At 54.8% G+C, this 18,622-nt stretch carries 19 protein-coding genes; 11 read left to right on the top strand and 8 right to left on the bottom strand.

Translation table 11 applies throughout. The annotated features are described in order from the left end of the window. Positions 1–47: 47 nt before the first annotated feature. From ACJJI3_RS21300 to ACJJI3_RS21290, 3 genes are all read right to left on the bottom strand, one after another. Positions 48–1,232: an iron-containing alcohol dehydrogenase gene (locus tag ACJJI3_RS21300; protein WP_444940862.1), complete on the bottom strand. Its 1,185-nt coding sequence runs from the start codon at positions 1,230–1,232 to the stop codon at positions 48–50. A 105-nt stretch (positions 1,233–1,337) separates the two neighbouring features. Further along, entirely contained in the window at positions 1,338–2,744 is a 1,407-nt protein-coding gene (locus tag ACJJI3_RS21295) for an aldehyde dehydrogenase family protein (protein WP_444940861.1), read from the bottom strand. A gap of 18 nt (positions 2,745–2,762) precedes the next feature. Continuing rightward, positions 2,763–4,136: a glutamine synthetase family protein gene (locus ACJJI3_RS21290; RefSeq protein WP_444896222.1), complete on the bottom strand. Its 1,374-nt coding sequence runs from the start codon at positions 4,134–4,136 to the stop codon at positions 2,763–2,765. 162 nt (positions 4,137–4,298) lie between these two features. Between ACJJI3_RS21290 and ppa the strand changes: the two genes are divergently transcribed. Further along, a complete protein-coding gene (gene ppa / locus ACJJI3_RS21285; protein WP_282931443.1) occupies positions 4,299–4,835 on the top strand; it encodes an inorganic diphosphatase in 537 nt (178 codons plus the stop codon). A gap of 70 nt (positions 4,836–4,905) precedes the next feature. Here ppa and ACJJI3_RS21280 read toward each other — a convergent pair whose 3' ends face one another. The 3 genes from ACJJI3_RS21280 to ACJJI3_RS21270 form a co-directional block, all read right to left on the bottom strand. Beyond that, positions 4,906–5,382 (bottom strand): hypothetical protein, encoded by a 477-nt coding sequence (locus ACJJI3_RS21280; RefSeq protein WP_444940860.1) that lies wholly within the window; start codon positions 5,380–5,382, stop codon positions 4,906–4,908. Positions 5,383–5,400: 18 nt separating this feature from the next. Then, entirely contained in the window at positions 5,401–6,207 is an 807-nt protein-coding gene (gene cysE / locus ACJJI3_RS21275; RefSeq protein ID WP_282931441.1) for a serine O-acetyltransferase, read from the bottom strand. 156 nt (positions 6,208–6,363) lie between these two features. After that, positions 6,364–7,083 (bottom strand): M15 family metallopeptidase, encoded by a 720-nt coding sequence (locus ACJJI3_RS21270; RefSeq protein WP_413663167.1) that lies wholly within the window; start codon positions 7,081–7,083, stop codon positions 6,364–6,366. Positions 7,084–7,329: 246 nt separating this feature from the next. On the opposite strand from ACJJI3_RS21270, the gene ACJJI3_RS21265 reads away from it, so the two are divergent. The 5 genes from ACJJI3_RS21265 (at position 7,330) to ACJJI3_RS21245 (ending at position 10,789) form a co-directional block, all read left to right on the top strand. Next, positions 7,330–7,614, top strand: a complete 285-nt coding sequence (locus ACJJI3_RS21265; protein WP_108735343.1) for a TfoX/Sxy family protein — start codon at positions 7,330–7,332, stop codon at positions 7,612–7,614. 174 nt (positions 7,615–7,788) lie between these two features. Further along, positions 7,789–8,673 carry a protease HtpX gene (htpX, locus tag ACJJI3_RS21260; RefSeq protein WP_282931439.1) on the top strand — a complete coding sequence of 295 codons (885 nt, stop codon included), beginning with the start codon at positions 7,789–7,791 and terminating at the stop codon, positions 8,671–8,673. A 54-nt stretch (positions 8,674–8,727) separates the two neighbouring features. Next, positions 8,728–9,075 (top strand): hypothetical protein, encoded by a 348-nt coding sequence (locus tag ACJJI3_RS21255; protein WP_444918096.1) that lies wholly within the window; start codon positions 8,728–8,730, stop codon positions 9,073–9,075. A 265-nt stretch (positions 9,076–9,340) separates the two neighbouring features. Beyond that, on the top strand, positions 9,341–10,396 hold the full coding sequence (locus ACJJI3_RS21250; RefSeq protein WP_282931426.1) for a S1C family serine protease: 1,056 nt from the start codon (positions 9,341–9,343) through the stop codon (positions 10,394–10,396). Positions 10,397–10,444: 48 nt separating this feature from the next. Further along, positions 10,445–10,789: a Rieske (2Fe-2S) protein gene (locus ACJJI3_RS21245; RefSeq protein ID WP_108734344.1), complete on the top strand. Its 345-nt coding sequence runs from the start codon at positions 10,445–10,447 to the stop codon at positions 10,787–10,789. 18 nt (positions 10,790–10,807) lie between these two features. Here the strand turns inward: ACJJI3_RS21245 and sfsA are convergent, their stop codons facing one another. Beyond that, entirely contained in the window at positions 10,808–11,509 is a 702-nt protein-coding gene (sfsA, locus tag ACJJI3_RS21240; protein WP_444940859.1) for a DNA/RNA nuclease SfsA, read from the bottom strand. Positions 11,510–11,767: 258 nt separating this feature from the next. Here sfsA and dksA point away from each other — a divergent pair, with 258 nt between their 5' ends. The 5 genes from dksA to ACJJI3_RS21215 all read left to right on the top strand — a co-directional run bounded on the left by dksA (position 11,768) and on the right by ACJJI3_RS21215 (position 17,951). Further along, positions 11,768–12,205: an RNA polymerase-binding protein DksA gene (dksA, locus tag ACJJI3_RS21235; protein WP_108734345.1), complete on the top strand. Its 438-nt coding sequence runs from the start codon at positions 11,768–11,770 to the stop codon at positions 12,203–12,205. Between the two features lie 29 nt (positions 12,206–12,234). Further along, positions 12,235–13,158 carry a tRNA glutamyl-Q(34) synthetase GluQRS gene (gluQRS, locus tag ACJJI3_RS21230; protein ID WP_444940858.1) on the top strand — a complete coding sequence of 308 codons (924 nt, stop codon included), beginning with the start codon at positions 12,235–12,237 and terminating at the stop codon, positions 13,156–13,158. Positions 13,159–13,300: 142 nt separating this feature from the next. After that, positions 13,301–13,477: a hypothetical protein gene (locus tag ACJJI3_RS21225; protein WP_169337099.1), complete on the top strand. Its 177-nt coding sequence runs from the start codon at positions 13,301–13,303 to the stop codon at positions 13,475–13,477. Continuing rightward, positions 13,467–16,430 (top strand): ATP-binding protein, encoded by a 2,964-nt coding sequence (locus ACJJI3_RS21220; RefSeq protein ID WP_444940857.1) that lies wholly within the window; start codon positions 13,467–13,469, stop codon positions 16,428–16,430. Before ACJJI3_RS21225 ends, ACJJI3_RS21220 begins: the two co-directional genes overlap by 11 nt. 129 nt (positions 16,431–16,559) lie before the next feature. After that, positions 16,560–17,951: a sigma-54-dependent transcriptional regulator gene (locus ACJJI3_RS21215; protein WP_444907386.1), complete on the top strand. Its 1,392-nt coding sequence runs from the start codon at positions 16,560–16,562 to the stop codon at positions 17,949–17,951. Between the two features lie 182 nt (positions 17,952–18,133). On the opposite strand, the gene ACJJI3_RS21210 is transcribed toward ACJJI3_RS21215, so the two are convergent. Further along, complete coding sequence (locus ACJJI3_RS21210; protein ID WP_413663174.1) at positions 18,134–18,613, bottom strand: hypothetical protein; 480 nt, start codon at positions 18,611–18,613, stop codon at positions 18,134–18,136. Positions 18,614–18,622: the final 9 nt, after the last annotated feature.

Genomic DNA, 18,622 nt, shown 5'->3' with positions numbered 1-18,622 from the left:
TTGTCGATGGAACACATTCTCTTCTGTCGTCTATTCGCAGGAATTTATTACAGGGTGACGGTACCTTCACAGGCGCGCAAGAAAATATCCCGATACTCTATCCCGTTAAAACGCATCGGGTTAGTACTAGCGGAAGGCTCCACCGATGCCATTTTCCCAACTCTGTCGGCATCAGTGTCATCAATTCCAATCTCCGACAGGCTGTGGGGAATCCCCAGCTGTTTGCGCAATCCGAGCAACCAGTTGAGTACCGCATCAAATCCGCTATCAAACATCTCATTACCGGCCAGTTGTAGATAAAGTGCCAGATGCCCCATAGGCACCTGGATGGCTGGACGGTTGGCGATCAGAACGTAGGGCATCAATATCGCATTTAACAAACCATGGTGCTTGTCATACAGGGCCCCCAATGGATGTGCCAGGGCGTGGATAGCGCCCAAGCCCCGCTGGAAAGCTGTAGCCCCCATACAGGAAGCTACCAACATTTGCTGACGCGCCTCGAGTTCTGCGCCTATAGCATAAGCTCGGGGCAAATACTCCTTGATCAGGCGCATCCCCTCCAGGGCGATTCCCTCGGCCATAGGATGGTATTGAGGGGAGTAAAAAGACTCGAGATTGTGTGATAGCGCATCCATTCCCGTCGCTGCGGTGAGGTCTGGGGGCAACCCCATTGTCAATTGAGCATCGAGAATAACAATGTCCGGCATCATGCGCGGATGGAAAATCAGCCTCTTAACCTGGGCTTTCTCATCGGTAATTACCGCAACCCGGCCAACTTCAGAACCTGTGCCAGCCGTCGTGGGAATGGCAATCAGCGGTAAAATACCCTCTGGATCCACACGCCTGTAGTTGTCGCCAATATCCTCAAAATCCCAAATACTGTGCTGCTGTCCCGCCATAAGGGCAATGGCTTTGCCCGCATCCAGGGCCGAGCCCCCGCCCAAGGCAATGACCCCATCGCACTTCTGCTCACGCAGCTTGGCCACCCCATCGGCGATATTTATTTCATTGGGATTACCTTTGATTTTGGAAAAAACGCTAACTTCCAGACCCACCTGTTGGCATGGGTTAATCGCACTATCGACCAGTGGCAATGCGGCGACTGTAGGATCAGTAACTAACAGAGGCTTGTGAATATTCAGCTCCAGGCAAGCTTCAGCCAATTCAGTAATGCGACCGGGACCAACCCAAATGGTCGTGGGATAATTCCAATTGACATGGTATTTATCCACAATTTCCTCTCTGACGTTCTGTCACTTTTGCATATTCAAAATAGGCTGTGACCTTACGGAAAACAGGCAGACAATTTCACTTTCTGTATCCGGCAATCGTTCCCGCTAACCATCATGTTTAAAATGAAATGACTTGGGGCGGGTTAAATTCTCAAATCCAATTTTAGAAAGCGTACATCCACGACCAGATTGCTTAAAACCTGTCCAGGCCAATTCTGGATCCAGGTAATCACAACGATTTAAAAAAACAGTGCCGGCCTCTAAATACCCCCCCATCTCCATTGCAACATCTTCATCGCGGGTAAAAATAGCCGCAGTGAGACCAAATGGGCTGTTATTCATAAATTCTAGAGCTTCGCCATCATCATGCACTTTCTGCACCCCCAGCACCGGCCCAAAAGTCTCCTCGCGCATCACTCGCATATGGTGTCGCACCCGGGTTAACAGTTGCGGTGCCATATATTGGGTGCCCCGCTTGTCCATTGGGAATTCATTCACATCCAAGTGGACCTTCGCGCCCTCCGCTATCGCTTCATCCACCTGTGCGCGAGCCCGGTCTGCAGCTTCCGCACGCACCAAAGGCCCCAAAGTGGTTTCCACTTGATCCGGGCGCCCCAGTCGATAGTCGCGCAGTAAGTCGACCGCTTGGGAAATAAACTCAGAAAAAATATCTTCATGCACATAGGCCCGCTCAATACCGCAACAAGACTGCCCGGAATTAAAATAGGCGCCGTCGACTACCGCAGCCACAGCCTGGTTAATATCGGCGTCGGCGCGGACATAGGCTGGGTCTTTTCCCCCCAATTCAAGTCCCACTTGAATAAATCGACCGGCAACTGTGCGTTCTACATTCGCTCCAGCGCCAACCGAGCCGGTGAAAGCAACATGCTGGATTTCCCCCGCACAGGCTAATCGCTGGGTATAAGCATGATTTAAATGAAGAAACTGAAAAACACCGTAGGGCAGTCCCGCCTCGCGAAAAATCTCCACCATTCGCTCAGCACAAAGCGGTGTCTGTGCCGAGTGTTTTAAAATAACTGCATTGCCCGATAGCAGTGCCGGTACCACTGCATTAACCGCCGTCAGGTAAGGGTAATTCCACGGGGCAATTACCAGGGAGACCCCTAAGGGCTCGCGGCGGATAAACCGGGTAAAACCCGGCTTCTCAGGTAACTGAATGTCAGCGAGGGCTTCAGTAGCAAGCTGTGCCATGGTCTGCGCACGATCCATAAACCCGTTAATTTCTCCTCCTGCATAACGGATTGGACGCCCCATCATCCAACACAGCTCCCGCCCCAAACGCTCTTTTTTAACGGCAAATATTTCCACAGCCCGCTCGACAATGGCGATGCGCTCATTGAGGGGAGTTCGCCTCCATGCTTTTTGTGCTTTACTGGCCCGATCCAGCACTACACGGATTTCCACCTCTCCCGCCAGAGCGCGCTCTACATAAACACTGTTATCAATAGGGGAAATACACTGAAGATGGTGCATGATTTTTGTAGTTTTCATCGGCGTCGATACTCCCAATTAAATAATTTCGAAGTACCGCTCCAACTCCCAGTCACTCACATGGCGGCGATATTCCCGCTCCTCCCATTCGCGACTGGCAGAAAAGTGTTCAACAAAGTCGCTGCCAAATAATTCCTGTGCCGCTTCTGACGCCTTAAATTGCTGCGTGGATTCCCACAGTGTGCCCGGCAGCACTTGTTCGTTTTCCAACTCCAGCGAGTAAGCATTACCGGCAACAGGCTCACTGGGCTGCCACTGCTGCATAACACCGTAAAGACCCGAGCCCAAAGCTGCTGCCAGTGCTAAATAGGGGTTGGCATCGGCGGCCCCCAAGCGGTATTCGACGCGCTGGGAAGTGTCGCCGCCGGGGATAGCACGCAGTGCCGTTGTGCGGTTTTCCACCCCCCAATTGGCTCCCGTCGGCGCCCAAAAACCGGGTACCAGGCGGCGATAACTGTTAACGGTCGGTGCCATCAGGGCAAGGAATTGCGGCATCAGCCTTTGCTGCCCAGCTATGAACTGACGCATTATCTGGCTGATACCATCTGGCTGGCTCGAATCGAGAAAGGCGGAATCACCGCTGCCACTATTGCGCAGTGACAAATGAATATGCCCGCTTTGCCCCGGGTACTCACTGGACCAGCGGGACATAAAAGTAGCCATCAAACCCATCCGCTGTGCCAGCACTTTTATAAAGGTTTTAAACAGGGCAGCTTTGTCTCCAGCGGCCTCAGCACCATCCACTGCAATAGCCGCCTCTAAAACTCCCGGGCCTGTTTCCGTGTGTAAGCCCTCCAAAGGGAAATCCATGCGCTCGCTCAGCTCCAGGATTTCCCGATACAGCTCTCCGTGTACGGAATTTCGCAGTATGGAATAGCCAAACACATCGGGGGTAAAAGGCTTTAAATTACGGAAACCCTTGTTCCGCACTGAATCGGGCGTTTCGTCAAACAGGAAAAATTCGTACTCCAGGGCGGCACAGGGATCAAACCCCAATGAGCGACAGCGTTCAATCACCCTGCGCAGAACTGCGCGGGCACACAGCGCCTGGGCTCGACCATCAAACTCCGCGAGAAACAACAACATATCGCCTTCAAAAGGCACATCACGGCAGCTATCGGGGAGTATGCGTACCGGGGCGTCTGGATATCCGGTATGCCAACCGGTATAACGAGTGTTGTCGTAGAGCTGATCCTTAACATCCCAGCCCAGGACCACATCGCAAAACGAGAAGCCCTTTTCCAGGGATGAGAGGAATTTGGCGCGGCTCATATATTTGCCACGCATTACACCATCGGTATCGAATAAGCCCACTTTGACATGACTGAGGCCTCGTTCTTCGACAATTGCGCGGGCCTCCTGAGCGGTTTTTACCTCCCGTGCCTTTACCATGACTGGTCCTGCCCCGTTGTTGTTATCTCCGAGTTACAGGATAGACCCGCCAGACGAGCTTCGACGCCAAAAACCCGGCGCAGGCGTGACTTTCAGCCGAGCCCGTCAGCATATATAATCCGCGCTCCAGATTTTCAGTTACCTATTCATTCAGGACCAGCAATGAGCTTCGAAAAGATCCCGGCAGGTAAAGAACTGCCCAACGATATCAACGTAATCATCGAGATCCCTGCCAACCACGACCCGATCAAATACGAAGTGGACAAGGACTCTGACGCAGTATTTGTGGATCGTTTCGTTGCCACTCCCATGTTCTACCCAGCAAACTACGGCTACGTGCCCCAGACTCTGTCTGAAGACGGTGACCCCCTGGACGTGCTGGTTGTAGCGCCTTACCCGGTAATGGTTGGTTCTGTAATCCGCTCTCGTGTTGTTGGCGTTCTGAACATGACCGACGAATCCGGTGTTGATGCCAAACTGCTGGCCGTTCCGCACACCAAGCTGACCAAGCTGTACGATCACGTTGAAGAAATCAGCGACCTGCCCGAGCTGCTGATCAAGCAGATCGAGCACTACTTCGAAAACTACAAAGCCCTGGAAGCGGGCAAGTGGGTTAAAGTAGAAGGCTGGGCTGACGCCGAAGCTGCACGCAAAGAAGTTATGGCTTCCCGCGAGCGCTACCTGAAAGAAGAAGGCTAATCCCCTTTTCTTTGAGCAATAAAAAACCGGCCTAGTGCCGGTTTTTTATTGCCTGTTAGGAGAGACCCTGTCAGTTAACTTCCCAATTGGGAACAGAGACAGGAGATAGCTCCTCCCCTTTGCGCTCACTCTCATCCAGAAGCTGGCCCTCCGCTGCACGTAAACTGAGGTGCTCTACCTCAACGCTGACCGGTTCCACCGACTTGCGTTCGTGCTCCTTAACCAAGTTTCCCTCCATGGGCGCCAAGGTCCACTGCGGGCTAGCCGCAGCTTCCATCTTGGGCTTGGTTTGCTCAGCAACAGCTGCTCCGCTGCTCTCATCCTTAATGCTGACCTGTGCGCCTATTTTGGCCAGGTTTGCACGAAACTGTTGTGCCTGGGGCAGAGATAACCCTTTCTTCAGTATCAGCGGTCGGCCACTGAACAATTTCTCTATCGCCTGGGGATTGCTTTTAAACAGGCGCACCATACTGGCCTTTACATCACCAGCGGTAAAACCCGCCACCAAATCACCGCGAAAAACCAAACTGTAGGTAGATTGCGACATCAATAATATTTCCCTGAGTTACTCTTCCGAATCCAGAGTCTGGTCCATGGTATAAGCCGGAGCCCCTTCAACACGCCCTCCTACCTGGCGGGCGGGAACACCGGCGACGGTTGTATGAGCGGGCACATCGTGCAAGACCAAGCTACCGGCGGCAATTTTGACGTCCTCTCCCACCTTAACCGGACCCAGTACTTTAGCACCGGCGCCAATCATCACTCCGGGGCCAATTTTCGGATGGCGATCGCCGCTGCCGCTGCCACTGCCGCCCAATGTCACCGAGTGGAGAATCGAGACATTGTCCTCAACCACACAGGTCTCCCCCACCACTAATCCAGTGGCGTGATCGATCATAATGCCGCAGCCAAATCGCGCTGCTGGGTGGATATCCACCGAGAACTGTTCCGATACCTGGCTTTGGAAATAGAGCGCCAAGGTATGGCGGCCTTGATTCCACAACCAGTGCGCTATCCGGTGGGATTGCAGGGCGTGAAAACCCTTAAAATACAGGAAAGGCGTCAGGTACTGGTCGCAAGCCGGGTCCCGGTCATACCAAGCGCAAATATCCTCGCTCATACAGTGGGAAATACTCGGATCATTAGCCAGAGCCGTGGCAATCACTTCCTGAAGTGCGGTTGCCGTGAGGGCATTGTGCTCCAACACCGAAGCCAGGTGATCCGCCATAGCATCACCCAGAGACTTGTGGCGCAAAATGGTATTGTGGAAATAACTTGCCAGGATAGGTTCGCCAGCAGCCGCCTCTGAGGCTTCAGCCCGCATCGCCTGCCAGATATCCCGCTGCCCTTGAACGGCCGCTTCCTCACCCATAATTCATCTCCCTTATATTCCCCAGGGCATTCACTGCGGCGCAGCTTGGCAGGATCACTAGCCCCTTTCAAGAGGAAGCCTCCATCGCAAAGTAGCTTTCTTGCCACCCCCCATTGAGGTGGTAATGAACTGTAACCAACCTATCTCAACAGGCCGCTATAGTTGCCCATTAAATGGGGGGTAGCAGTGATCCGGAACCCAGATATAGCGCGTATAGATTTCCTGAAGGTGCTCGCAAACCGCAGTGCCCAGGGATAGTTCTGACTCCTGCAGCAACTCGGACAGGCGCTCCACGCTGAGAAGTTCCTGAAGCTCTCGGGCCCTGGGGGCATAGCTCAGGTGCCAGCGTTCCGGTGCGACTCCGCCGCGATCCTCTGCATAGGGCCGGAACAGCCCATAACTATTACCCGTGCTGATTTGGTTATCCAGCCAGCGGTGGAAGGCGCCAAAAACTCCGTCGTCCGCCACCTCCTGGGGGGTGAGCTGGACTGCATAGTCAGCGGGGACTGCCGCCGCATCGATAATATCGAAATCGGTACCCCAGTGGTGACGGGATGCTCCCGGCAATGCGGACCAGCGCAGGATAGCGAAGATCAGCTCCCGCTCGCTTAACTGTTCAATATCCAGGGGAGTACCGTGACTATCGAGAACCGGGCGGTGACCCTGCGCTTTGGCATTCCAAATCAACAGTTGTCGATCAAAGGCGCGAAAACCGGAAACGATTTTAGGGGCAAACCCCTCTTCACGGGCATCCCGACTCAAGCGCTGGAAGGCGATCAGTGCTTCGGGATGTAAAAGCTGGTCAGAAGCTGGGTCGACAATGACATGCTCATCGCCGAGTCCAAATAACATACGCTTCAGCGGTGTCGATAACATTTGCATCTCATTATTAGGCGAACTCCAAAGGGCAGGCTAAATTATTCAACAGGCTATGCCTACTTTAACAGAGCGCAGACAATCGCCCTTAACTATGGCACCAAAGCAGGGGCACCAAAAGCAGGCGCGCCGCACAATAATCTGGCGGTAATGTTTGTTAGCCACCTGTTAATTTATGTTAAGTTCAAAGCCGCAGTCGAGGGGTTGGCTGCGACAACGGACGCTCAAACTGGTAGGGAAAACCGAATGCACCCGAGTCAATCAGAACTATTAAAACTAAAAAACCTGGGCCTGGCCTCGGTCAATATTCTCCACTCTATTGGCATTCGCTCCCACGATGATCTGCGCAGGGTTGGGCCTGTCGAGGCTTTTATCAGTATTCGCAACCGGGGGATTAACGCCTCCAAAGTAATGCTCTACGCTCTCCAGGGCGCCCTGATGGATGTGCACTGGAACGACCTGGAGCCGGAGCTGAAACAACACCTCACCAGCGAGGTCGACCGCCTCCTTGCCACCCAAAACTCTGACTAGTAATTCCCCTCAAGCACCACGGAAAGAGTCGCAGACACGCGCACTCGACGGACTCGGCACAGCAGGCCAAGCTGTGCCGATCTACAGTAAGGCAAGTTGCGCCAACCCTATCTAAACTTACCGGTGGAGCCGCGGAATAATTCCGTAAAGACACTCACTCAAAGGAGAGATCCGATGTTGCGCATTGGGCTATTCCTGCTGACCAACCTTGCTGTCCTTGTATTGGTTGGCATTATTTTCAATATTTTTGGAATTGGGGGAATTCTTCAGGCAAACGGTGTCGATCTCAACCTCGGCGCCTTGTTGCTGATGTGCGCGATTTTTGGTTTTGGCGGATCTTTTATTTCCCTGCTCTTATCGAAAACCATCGCACGGGTCAGTACCCGCACACAAATTATCGAGCAACCCCGCAGTGCTGATGAACAGTGGCTGGTAGAAACCGTACGGGAACTCTCCCGCAAGGCGGGCATCGGTATGCCAGATGTGGGGATATTTCCAATGCCCCAGGCGAATGCCTTCGCCACCGGCTGGAATCGCAACAGCGCCCTGGTCTCTGTCAGTGCCGGTCTGTTGCAGCGCTTTAGCCGAGAGGAAGCCCGCGCCGTAATTGGCCATGAAATTGGTCACGTGGCCAATGGCGATATGGTGACGCTGGCACTGATCCAGGGCGTGGTAAATACCTTTGTGATGTTCCTCGCCCGCTTGGTTGGGTTCTTCGTAGACCGGGTTATCTTGCGCAACGAAGAGGGATTGGGCATCGGCTATTTTGTCACATCCATTGTTATGGACATCATATTCGGCTTCTTCGCCATGATGATTGTCGCCTGGTTCAGTCGCCGCCGTGAATATCGGGCCGACCATGCCGGCGCCACACTGGCCAGTCCTCAATCCATGATTGCCGCACTGCAACGACTCAAGGTGGAGTCCGATCGCGGTCACGAGGAACCCCTACCCGGCAATATGAAAGCTTTCGGTATATTCGGCAGTATGGGAGCACTTATGGCTACGCACCCGCCACTGGATGATCGTATTCTCGCCCTGCAAAATTTTCGTAATTAGATATTTTTCGCATCGCCGCCATCAATCATGGCGATCGTTACCTAAGGAAAAAAGATGAAAGCTTTGACCATATTAATTTTCTCATGGCTGATCATTTCAAGCTACGCATCCTCTGATGAATTACCGCCAATTTCACAAATTAAGCCATCAGTTGCCGAAGAGGGATCTCTAGCAAACGAAAAGCTTATTGATGACACAGTCGCTGAATTAAGTAGAGTTGCCGGAATTAGCTCTGATGCAAAAATCCTTAAATTTGTAATTCAACAACCTGTTGGTAGGGCTGACTCAAGAGCTTGGCGAGAAATGTGGATCGCTAATCCTGGAGATTCTGCTAAGCGGTTTATCATAACCTTTCGGGAAGATGGGCCCGACGCTGCAAAATTTGAAATCCAGGAGATGTAGAACAGGCTCAAGCAGGTGACATGGTAAAGCATGCTAAAAATGCCAGGTTGAGATCGCGCCGCAGGGCATAACTTGTTCTAATAAGTACATTGATCACGCAGCAACAACAGCTCCAACTTTAAATCTCACCTCCGCTCCCCCATAAACAGCAAATAACGCTCGGATATTTCGAACAAGATACACTTTTTAAAACAGTGACAAAAAGCGGAAGGCAACAGTATCCACTGCTCTTGCAATCCGGCAGTTCAAAGGGAGGATTGTATTAATGACTCTACTTAAAACTCTACGCGCCAGCTTAATCTCAGTCTTTTTACTGCTTACGCCAGCAATATCTGCACAGGCAGAAACCTTTGCCACCGACGACGAACGCAACACCATGCAGGTGTTCAATTTTGCCAGTCCGTCAGTGGTCTATGTCACCAATGAAACCCTGGTGCGGGATCGCAGGACCCTGCGCCTCCACTCAGTGCCCAAAGGCGCCGGCAGCGGATTTATCTGGGACACTCAGGGCCATATTGTCACCAATTTTCACGTCATTGAGGGTGCGCGGCAAATCACTATTACTTTGCAGGATCGCAGTGAGTGGCCGGCCGAGCTGGTGGGATCTGCGCCGGAAAAAGATCTGGCAGTTCTGAAAATTAACGCTCCCAGGGAGTTGCTAAAACCGTTGGTTGTGGGCACCTCCAGCAATCTCGCGGTAGGCCGTAAAGTACTGGCTATCGGCAACCCGTTCGGCCTGGATACCACTCTCACCACCGGGGTGGTCAGCGCTCTGGGGCGGGAAATTGAAGCCGCCAACAACCGCACCATTCGCAATGTTATCCAAACAGATGCGGCTATTAATCCAGGTAACTCCGGCGGCCCGTTGCTGGATTCCCAGGCGCGTTTAATCGGGGTCAATACCGCAATTTACAGCCCTAGTGGCGCCAGTGTCGGTATTGGCTTTGCGATTCCAGTGGATACGGTCAAAAAAATTGTGCCGGAACTGATCAATCACGGCCGCCTGGTGCGCCCGATTATTGGTATCGAATCCGCCCCAGACCAGTGGAGTAGCCGCTACGGCTTTGAAGGGGTCGCCGTATTGCGTACCGCTCCCGGGCTTCCCGCAGAGAAAGCCGGCTTGCGCGGTATCCACCGCACCCGGGGTGGAGGCTGGGAATTGGGCGATGTGATTGTAGAAATAGAACAACAGCCGATTCGCAGCTACGACGATTTGCTCAATGCCCTTGAAAAGCACAGTGCCGGTGACGAAATCACTATCGGCATACTGCGTGACGGGACAATTCGCTACACGTCCATTAGACTCGCGGCACCCGAATAAGCAGGCGATTGCGCCCTGAACAAGAATTAGGCCGGGAGCCGATAACCTATGCAGAAGTACTTCCTGTGTCGCTATGACGAATTAAGCGAAGGTCAATCCAAAGGGTTCTCCCTCGGAGACACTGCCGCCGGCACTGACAATGTGTTTGCTGTGATGAAAGATGGCGAGGTCTACGCCTACAAGAACACCTGCCCCCACCGGGGCATCAACCTGGACTGGCAGGAAGACCAATTCCTCGATCCCGATGGCGCACTTATTCAGTGCGCCTCCCACGGCGCGCTATTCCTGATTGAATCTGGGGAGTGTATCGCCGGGCCCTGTACTGGTGATGCCCTGACCCCAGTACCGGTGGAATATGCACAGGACGGTCTCTACGCATTACTGGCCGACTGACAGCCCCCTGCCTTTCCCTTACGGGAGAAAAGCCAAGGCCTCCACCAGCTCGACACCTTCAGCACCTAGCTTCGCGCGGTATGCAAGCACTTGCACACCAGCATCGACAGCGGAATCCAGGGCCTCAGCATAAGCGGGATCAATTTCCCGCGCCGCCTGCACCGTCTCGATACCGCTGTGTTGAACGCAGTAAAAAAGTACGGCCCGCACTCCGCTCTCAGCCAGCTTTTGCAGTTCGCGCAGGTGCTTGGCGCCCCGGGTACTTACCGCATCGGGGAAGTAACCCCGTGCCCCATCTGCCAGGGTCACATTTTTCACTTCCACGTAGCAGTCCCCATCAGCGCCGGACAACAACAGATCGATACGGCTGTTTTCCTCGCCGTAGCGCACTTCCCTGCGCAGGGATTCATAGCCCTGTAACTCGCTGACTACGCCAGACAGAATGGCCTCTTCAACCAGAGCATTGGCGCGGCCTGTATTCACCCCCGCCAGGGCTCCATCCGGGGTCGTACAGATTTCCAGAGTGTGACGGTACTTGCGCTTGGGATTGCCAGAATCGGAGTACCAGCAGTCTCCCCCCTCCACCCAACAATTCTTCATAGACCCCGTATTTGGGCAGTGGATGGTAAACACGTCACCACTGGCAGATTCCACATCGGCGAGAAAGCGCTTGTATCGGCGCAAAAGTGTTGCCTTTTGCAACTGAGGGGTAAATTTCACGGGCTGGACCACTTGGCTGTAATTTCAGGCGCCACAAAATAGCAGACAACTATTTGTGGCGCGAATCGCGCAGATTTGATAGCTTCCTCGCTCTCGGTCGCCAGGGGTATCGGTACCGAGAACAGGATTAGCCTGACACCGCAGCGAATTTGATAGGTGAAAAAAGCATCACTTAGAAAGATTCCGGTCTAGGCTAGATTGAATTTGGTGGTATCGCCCCCATAAAGGGGGGCCCGTATAGAAAGAGAGGCAACGACTATGCCCAAAACTGCTGCGAGCACCGAATCTCTGCACGGCTTTGAGCCCTACAAGGAGACGCAGGGCGAAGAGTACATGAATGAGAAGCAGCAGGAGCATTTCCGCAACTTGCTGTTGGCCTGGAAGGCCGAGCTGATGGCGGAAGTGGACCGCACCGTTTCCCACATGAAAGACGAGGCCGCAAACTTCCCCGATCCCGCAGACCGCGCCAGCCAGGAAGAAGAATTTAGCCTGGAATTGCGCACCCGCGATCGCGAGCGCAAGCTGATCAAGAAGATCGATGCCACCCTGGAGCTTATCGACCAGGATGACTACGGTTTCTGCGAAGCCTGTGGTGTTGATATCGGCATTCGCCGCCTGGAGGCCCGTCCAACCGCCACTCTGTGCGTGGACTGCAAAACCCTCGCGGAAATCAAGGAACGGCAGATCTCCGGCTGATCCACAACCGATAGCGGCACGGCGTTCGCTTGCGATCGCCCTGCTCGGAGGGGGCGATCAATGTATCGCCCCTATTCATTTTGAACAGCACAACTCCCTATATTGGTCGCTTCGCACCCTCCCCGAGTGGACCGCTCCACTTCGGCTCACTGGTGTGCGCCGTTGGCAGCTACCTTGACGCCCTCGCCCATGGCGGACACTGGCTCCTGCGCATGGAAGACCTCGACCCCCCCCGGGAAGAGCCCGGCGCGGCAACCCGCATTCTGAAATCCCTGGAAGCCCACGGACTGCACTGGCACGGCCCCGTCGAATGGCAGAGCAAGCGCTACGCACTCTACGAGGAAACCCTGTCCACACTGCGCCAACGGCAACTGCTTTACCCCTGCGACTGCTCACGCAGCCAGATTAAGAAAAATGGTGGGCATGCGAACAACTTCTGTCGCCTTAAATACGATGTGAGCGAACCCTCAGCGCTGCGATTACAATGCGCAGGCGGCGAGGAAGGCTTTGTGGATATTTGGCACGGAGAGCAACGGCAGCTAATCCGCGAAGACACGATTCTCAAGCGCCGCGACGGCCTCTATGCCTACCAACTGGCAGTCGTTGTCGACGATATCGATCAACAGATCAACCAGGTGGTGCGCGGCTCAGATCTATTGGATACCACCGGTGCACAACAGCGCTTGTATAAAATCCTCGGCGCCACTCCACCCCAATTCGGCCATCTGCCGTTGGTGATGGGCCCTGATGACAGGCAAAAACTCAGCAAACAAAATCACGCGCCGGCTATCGACGACAACATGGCTTCCGATAACCTGTGTAAGGCCTTACAGTTCCTCGGCTTCAAACTGCCAAACACTGCCCTAACAGAATCCCCCGAGCATATTCTCAAGTGGGCTACCGCGCGCTGGCGCCGCCATCAGATAGATATGCGCAACCGCCAATTGCACTGATTCCAAGCTGCACTTACCATTTCCGCGCCAGCCGCCCTTAGGGGTCCGGCTGATAACCCGCGTTGACGATTACACAGGGATGACTTCTCACCGGTACAGTGCGCGGGCAACAAATTTCTCTAGCGGGTTTTCAAGGCGATCTATGAGTAACCGCACACTATTAATTCTGCTGGTGCTGGTGGGTTATGTATTCTCCCCCACCATCTTTACCTGGATGATCAATCCCGTCGGCGCCTGGTACCGGCCTTTTATCCTCTGGTTCGTGCTGATCCTACTGGCGATTTTTATCCAGTGGAGGCGCAAATCGAATGAGCTTTGATATTGCCCACATTGCCCTGGTGGGAGTGGCCTATATCGCCACCCTGTTTTTTGTCGCCTTCGCCACCTCCAAGGGCTGGCTGCCTTCCCGCTGGGTGCGGCATCCACTGGTTTATGTGCTCTCCCTGGGCGTATCGCTATCGGCCTGGACCTTCTACGGTATCGTCGACCTGGCCTGGCAATATGGTTACGGGGTACTCGCCTACTATCTGGGCACCGGCGCCATGTTCCTGTTTGCGCCAGTAGCCCTTGAGCCACTGGCGCGCCTGGCACAGCGCTACCAGCTTTACTCCCCGGCAGATCTTCTGGTGTTCCGCTATCACAGCCGCCAGGCGGGGACTCTCGCCACTCTGTTTATGCTGTTGGCGCTGCTCCCCCTGATCGCCCTGCAAATCCAGGCGGTATCTGAGACCCTGGCCCTTTTGTCGCGGGATAGTGTGGCTGCCCTGGCACTGCCGGACAGCGGTGTATCGAGCAAAAATTTAATCGCATTTTTCTACTGCGTATTGCTGGCGGTATTCACCAGCATGTACGGCGCCACCCGCGAGCGTGGCGAGGGCCTGGCCAGCGCCATGGCCCTGGAGTCCCTGGTAAAACTGGTGGCACTCACCGCAGTGGGCGGCTATGCCATTTACGGCGTCTTCGGTGGGTTTTCCGGCCTGGATGTGTGGTTGCTGGAGAACCCCGATATGCACCAGCTGCTCTACACCCCCATCAAGCAGGGCTCATCCCACACCCTGCTGCTGGTGTTTATCGCCACTGCCGTGGCTATGCCACATATTTTTTACCTGAGTATCGCCGAGCGCCCCACCGGGCAGGCAATGCGCACCGCCAGCTGGGGCTTCCCCCTGTTCCTGCTGCTGATGGCCCTGCCCATCTTCCCTATCATGTGGGCGGGCTTTGCCCTGGATGTGGCCGGCCCGGTGCAGTACTTCTCCCTGGCGGTTCCCCGCGCCAGTGGCTCAGCACTGCTCACCACCCTGGCCTTTATCGGCGGCCTGTCGGCAGCCACTGGCGCACTGATTATGATCACCCTGGCCCTCGCCACCATGGTGATGAACCACTGGCTGCTACCCGGCACCCGCTGGCACTCTGAGGACAATATGTACCGGCAGCTGGTGTGGCTGCGCCGCGCGCTGATCGCCGCTCTATTTATTGCCGGCTTTGCCTTTTACCTGTTACTCAACAACCGACTCTCCCTGTCGGACCTGGCCCTGCTGGCATTTATCGGATCACTCCAATTTCTGCCTGGGATTTTTGCTGTAATCCACTGGCCGCGAGGTAATCGACGCGGATTTGTCGGTGGCCTGCTGGCGGGCATGCTGCTTTGGGGGGGCGGCCTGTTAATTCCGTCAATTTTTGGGATTACCGGCATCACCCTGCCCGGCACTTCCCTCCAAATTCCCCTGGGAATGTCTATCTGGACACAGATCACCACCCTGTCACTGGGGGTCAATGTCCTGTTATTTGTCGGCCTGTCTCTGTTCACCCGCACCAGCAGCCTGGAGCAGTACGCCGCTGACCTGTGTAGCGACGACACCATCGCCCAGGCTCTGCGCTTGGGACTGGATGTGGAATCCGCCGCAGATTTTCGCCTGCGCTTGGCTGAAAGCCTCGGAGCCGCTACTGCGAATAAAGAAGTTAAACGCGCTCTCGCCGCTCTCAATCTGCCGGACAACGAGCGCCGCCCCTACGCCCTGCGTCAACTGCGCAACAAGCTGGAGTCCAATCTCTCCGGCCTGCTGGGGCGTGTTCTGGCGGTGCAAATTATTGATCGACACTTCCCATTCCAGAACAGCGATCAGCCGGCAAACAAGGACATTCACCTGATCGAGACCCGGTTGGGCCGTTATAAGCACCAGCTCACTGGCCTGGCCGCAGAACTCAATAACCTGCGTCTGTATCACCGCCAAATGCTGGAAGAGCTGCCGATGGCCGCTTGCTCCCTGGGGCGCGACGGAGAAGTCCTGCTGTGGAACTACGCCATGCAGGACCTCACCGGTATCAGTGCCAGCGAGGTAATCGGCTCGAAACTGGAATACTTGGCGGAACCCTGGCGCAGCCTGCTGGGGGAATTCGCCCTATCCACTGATGCCAGCCGCTTTAAGCAACAGGTGAGCCTCGACGGCAATAGCCACTGGCTCAACCTGCACAAGGCACGGCAAAAACGCAGCCGCAGCGACCGCTCCCGCGACGAGCGCGGCGATGCACAAATGTTGTTGCTGGAGGACATTACCGAAACACAGGTCTTGGAACAGGAACTTATCCACAGCGAGCGCCTGGCCTCTGTGGGTCGCCTGGCCGCCGGCGTAGCCCATGAAGTGGGTAACCCGGTAACGGGAATCGCCTGCCTGGCACAAAACCTCCAGTACGACTGTGACAACCCGGAGGTCCTGGAAACCGCCGACCAGATCTTGAGCCAGACCCAGCGCATCAGCCGTATCGTCCACTCCCTGGTCAACTTCTCTCACAGCGGCAACCAAGAAGACAGCGAGCGGGCCCCGGTAGATCTCTATGCCTGTGTGCAGGAGGCGGTCAACCTGCTGTCCCTGCAACGGGATAAGACCGAGGTCCAGTTTGAGAATCGGGTACCCGAAGACCTGATCGCCCCGGGAGACAACCAGCGCCTAATCCAGGTGTTTATCAACCTGCTCAGCAATGCCCGCGATGCCAGCCCCGATGGCGGCCAGATTGTAATCGAGGGCTATCGCAAGAGCGGCAGCGCCTGTGTCTCTGTCACCGACAGCGGACCGGGAATTTCAGCTCAGCATCGTGAACGGATTCTGGAGCCCTTCTTCACAACGAAAGAGCCCGGCGAAGGTACGGGGCTGGGGCTGGCAATGGTTTACAGCATTGTCGAGGAGCACGGCGGCCAGCTGGAATTGGTCAGTCCCGCAAATCCGGAAACCGGGACTGGCGCCCGATTTATTGTGCAACTCCCCCTGGGAGACTGAGATGGTTGGACACCCAAATCGATCATTATTTGTGCAAAAATAACCCGATTAACCGTTTTTGAGTTGCATCGAAACGGCGCCCGGGTAAAACTAAGCGCTTACTGAGCATTTTGTAACCAGGCGTAACATATGAGCCACATCCTCATCGTCGAAGATGAAGCCATTATCCGAACGGCGCTGCGCAAGCTTTTAGAGCGGCACCGCTACAAAATCAGTGAAGCGGGTTCGGTAAAGGAGGCGCTCACCAAGTACCGCCTCAATGAAGTTGACCTGGTTATCTCCGATCTGCGCCTGCCCGGCGCACCGGGCACCGACCTGCTCAAGCACGCCGGTGATATTCCGGTACTGATCATGACCAGTTACGCCAGCCTCCGCTCTGCGGTGGACTCCATGCGTATGGGGGCCGCCGACTATATCGCCAAGCCCTTTGATCACGACGAAATGCTCGCAACCGTCCGCCGGGTCATAGGCAAAGCGGAGCAGAATCGCGCCCAGCCCGTCAACGAGAAAGAGAATACCGGCACTATCGCCGGCATGATTGGCAGCAGCCCAGTGATGAGGGAGCTCTACGGTCGCATCCATAAAGTTGCCCCCACAGACGCCACCGTCCTGGTGCACGGTGAAACCGGTACCGGTAAGGAACTGGTCGCCCGGGCGATTCACGAGGAGAGCCGCCGGGCCAACAAACCGCTGATCTCCGTCAACTGTGCCGCAATTCCCGACACTCTGATTGAATCTGAGCTGTTCGGCTACGAGAAAGGCGCATTTACAGGTGCCCAGAGTTCCCGCGAGGGACTGGTAGCGGCAGCCGATGGAGGAACCCTGTTCCTCGACGAGATCGGTGAGCTGCCCCTGGAGGCACAGGCCCGCCTGCTGCGTGTATTGCAAGAGGGCGAAGTGCGGCCAATTGGCTCGATCGAATCCCGCAAAGTGGATGTGCGCCTGGTAACAGCCACCCACCGCAACCTGCGCCAGCTATCAGCGGAGCGTAAATTCCGGGAAGACCTCTACTACCGCATCAATGTGGTGCAAATGACGCTTGCCCCCTTGCGCGAGCGAGGCAGAGACGTCCTAGCACTGGCAGAGCACCTGTTGGAAAAGTTCTGCACCAAGATCGAGCGCCCTTTATTGCGCTTGTCACCGGAAGCCATCCAGGCTGTTACCACCTACACCTGGCCCGGTAACGTGCGTGAATTGGAGAACGCCATCCAGCGCGCTGTAATCCTAACGGATAAGAACAGCCGCGAAATCGACCACAAAACCCTGGATATCGACCTGGACCTGGTACCGATCGAAGAGGCCGACGGCATCCCGCGCCCCCGCAGTCTGCACACTGACCCCCGTGAGGACCTGTCCCTGGAAGACTATTTCGCCCGCTTCGTTATTGAGCACCAGGACACCATGAGTGAGACAGACCTGGCCAAGAAGCTGGGTGTCAGCCGCAAATGCCTGTGGGAACGACGCCAAAAGCTGGGTATTCCCCGCAAGAAGAGCCGCCGCAGCGCCGCCGCAGAAGCGTAAAACTAACGCTATCCCCAGGGGGCTTCGCCCCCTGCTCCCAATCCGTCCTCACCTGTCAAACTCCTTCGGCCACTTTGTTACCCCACCCCCACAGGGGTTACCAACCAGAGTGTTACCCACACCCACCCAGAAGTAACAACTCTCGCACCTTCCGTAACGCAATGGCTCTCAGAAAAGTTCCGTCAAATTTCGTAAAGATCGTAACTTATTGATTTATAAGGATTTTTAAAAGTTGGCATACTAAGTGCTTTACTCTTAGTACAAAAATTGAAAACAGCCAACAATAAAAATAAATGACTGTTAAAAGCCCTATAACAACTAACAATAAGTGGGGCGAAACATAATAAAAATAATGGGGCGGCCGACAATAAAAGCAATGAGTGGCCAAAACCGCAAGAACAACAATAAACAATAACAATAAAACTCAAGAAGAATAAGAATAACAACAAGCGCGTTGCAAACTGACTGAACTGTACCTGGGAGAGGGTGTTTGCTTGAAAGCAAATTGAGAGCGCAAGGAAGCCGCTGCCTTCATACTGGTAATAATAATTCCCATATTTCTTTTCCCCCGAACTTACAGGCACCCGCATATTGCGGGCGCATTCCTTTGCGTGTGTTAGAATCGCGCCCGCGAGTTCCGATCTCTGAGGGTAAACAGCCACCGAGGCTCC

The sequence above is a fragment of the Microbulbifer maximicatervae (SeqCode) genome (assembly GCF_052466985.1).
Note: the sequence above shows the minus strand (reverse complement) of the source record. Positions and strands in the feature narration are given on the sequence as shown.

Excerpts from the sequence above, each read along its gene's own strand:
- ACJJI3_RS21295 (WP_444940861.1), bottom strand. The coding sequence starts at position 2,744 with ATGAAAACTACAAAAATCATGCACCATCTTCAGTGTATTTCCCCTATT.
- ACJJI3_RS21290 (WP_444896222.1), bottom strand. The coding sequence starts at position 4,136 with ATGGTAAAGGCACGGGAGGTAAAAACCGCTCAGGAGGCCCGCGCAATT.
- ppa (WP_282931443.1), top strand. The coding sequence starts at position 4,299 with ATGAGCTTCGAAAAGATCCCGGCAGGTAAAGAACTGCCCAACGATATC.
- ACJJI3_RS21280 (WP_444940860.1), bottom strand. The coding sequence starts at position 5,382 with ATGTCGCAATCTACCTACAGTTTGGTTTTTCGCGGTGATTTGGTGGCG.
- cysE (WP_282931441.1), bottom strand. The coding sequence starts at position 6,207 with ATGGGTGAGGAAGCGGCCGTTCAAGGGCAGCGGGATATCTGGCAGGCG.
- ACJJI3_RS21270 (WP_413663167.1), bottom strand. The coding sequence starts at position 7,083 with ATGTTATCGACACCGCTGAAGCGTATGTTATTTGGACTCGGCGATGAG.
- ACJJI3_RS21265 (WP_108735343.1), top strand. The coding sequence starts at position 7,330 with ATGCACCCGAGTCAATCAGAACTATTAAAACTAAAAAACCTGGGCCTG.
- htpX (WP_282931439.1), top strand. The coding sequence starts at position 7,789 with ATGTTGCGCATTGGGCTATTCCTGCTGACCAACCTTGCTGTCCTTGTA.
- ACJJI3_RS21255 (WP_444918096.1), top strand. The coding sequence starts at position 8,728 with ATGAAAGCTTTGACCATATTAATTTTCTCATGGCTGATCATTTCAAGC.
- ACJJI3_RS21250 (WP_282931426.1), top strand. The coding sequence starts at position 9,341 with ATGACTCTACTTAAAACTCTACGCGCCAGCTTAATCTCAGTCTTTTTA.
- ACJJI3_RS21245 (WP_108734344.1), top strand. The coding sequence starts at position 10,445 with ATGCAGAAGTACTTCCTGTGTCGCTATGACGAATTAAGCGAAGGTCAA.
- dksA (WP_108734345.1), top strand. The coding sequence starts at position 11,768 with ATGCCCAAAACTGCTGCGAGCACCGAATCTCTGCACGGCTTTGAGCCC.
- ACJJI3_RS21225 (WP_169337099.1), top strand. The coding sequence starts at position 13,301 with ATGAGTAACCGCACACTATTAATTCTGCTGGTGCTGGTGGGTTATGTA.
- ACJJI3_RS21220 (WP_444940857.1), top strand. The coding sequence starts at position 13,467 with ATGAGCTTTGATATTGCCCACATTGCCCTGGTGGGAGTGGCCTATATC.
- ACJJI3_RS21215 (WP_444907386.1), top strand. The coding sequence starts at position 16,560 with ATGAGCCACATCCTCATCGTCGAAGATGAAGCCATTATCCGAACGGCG.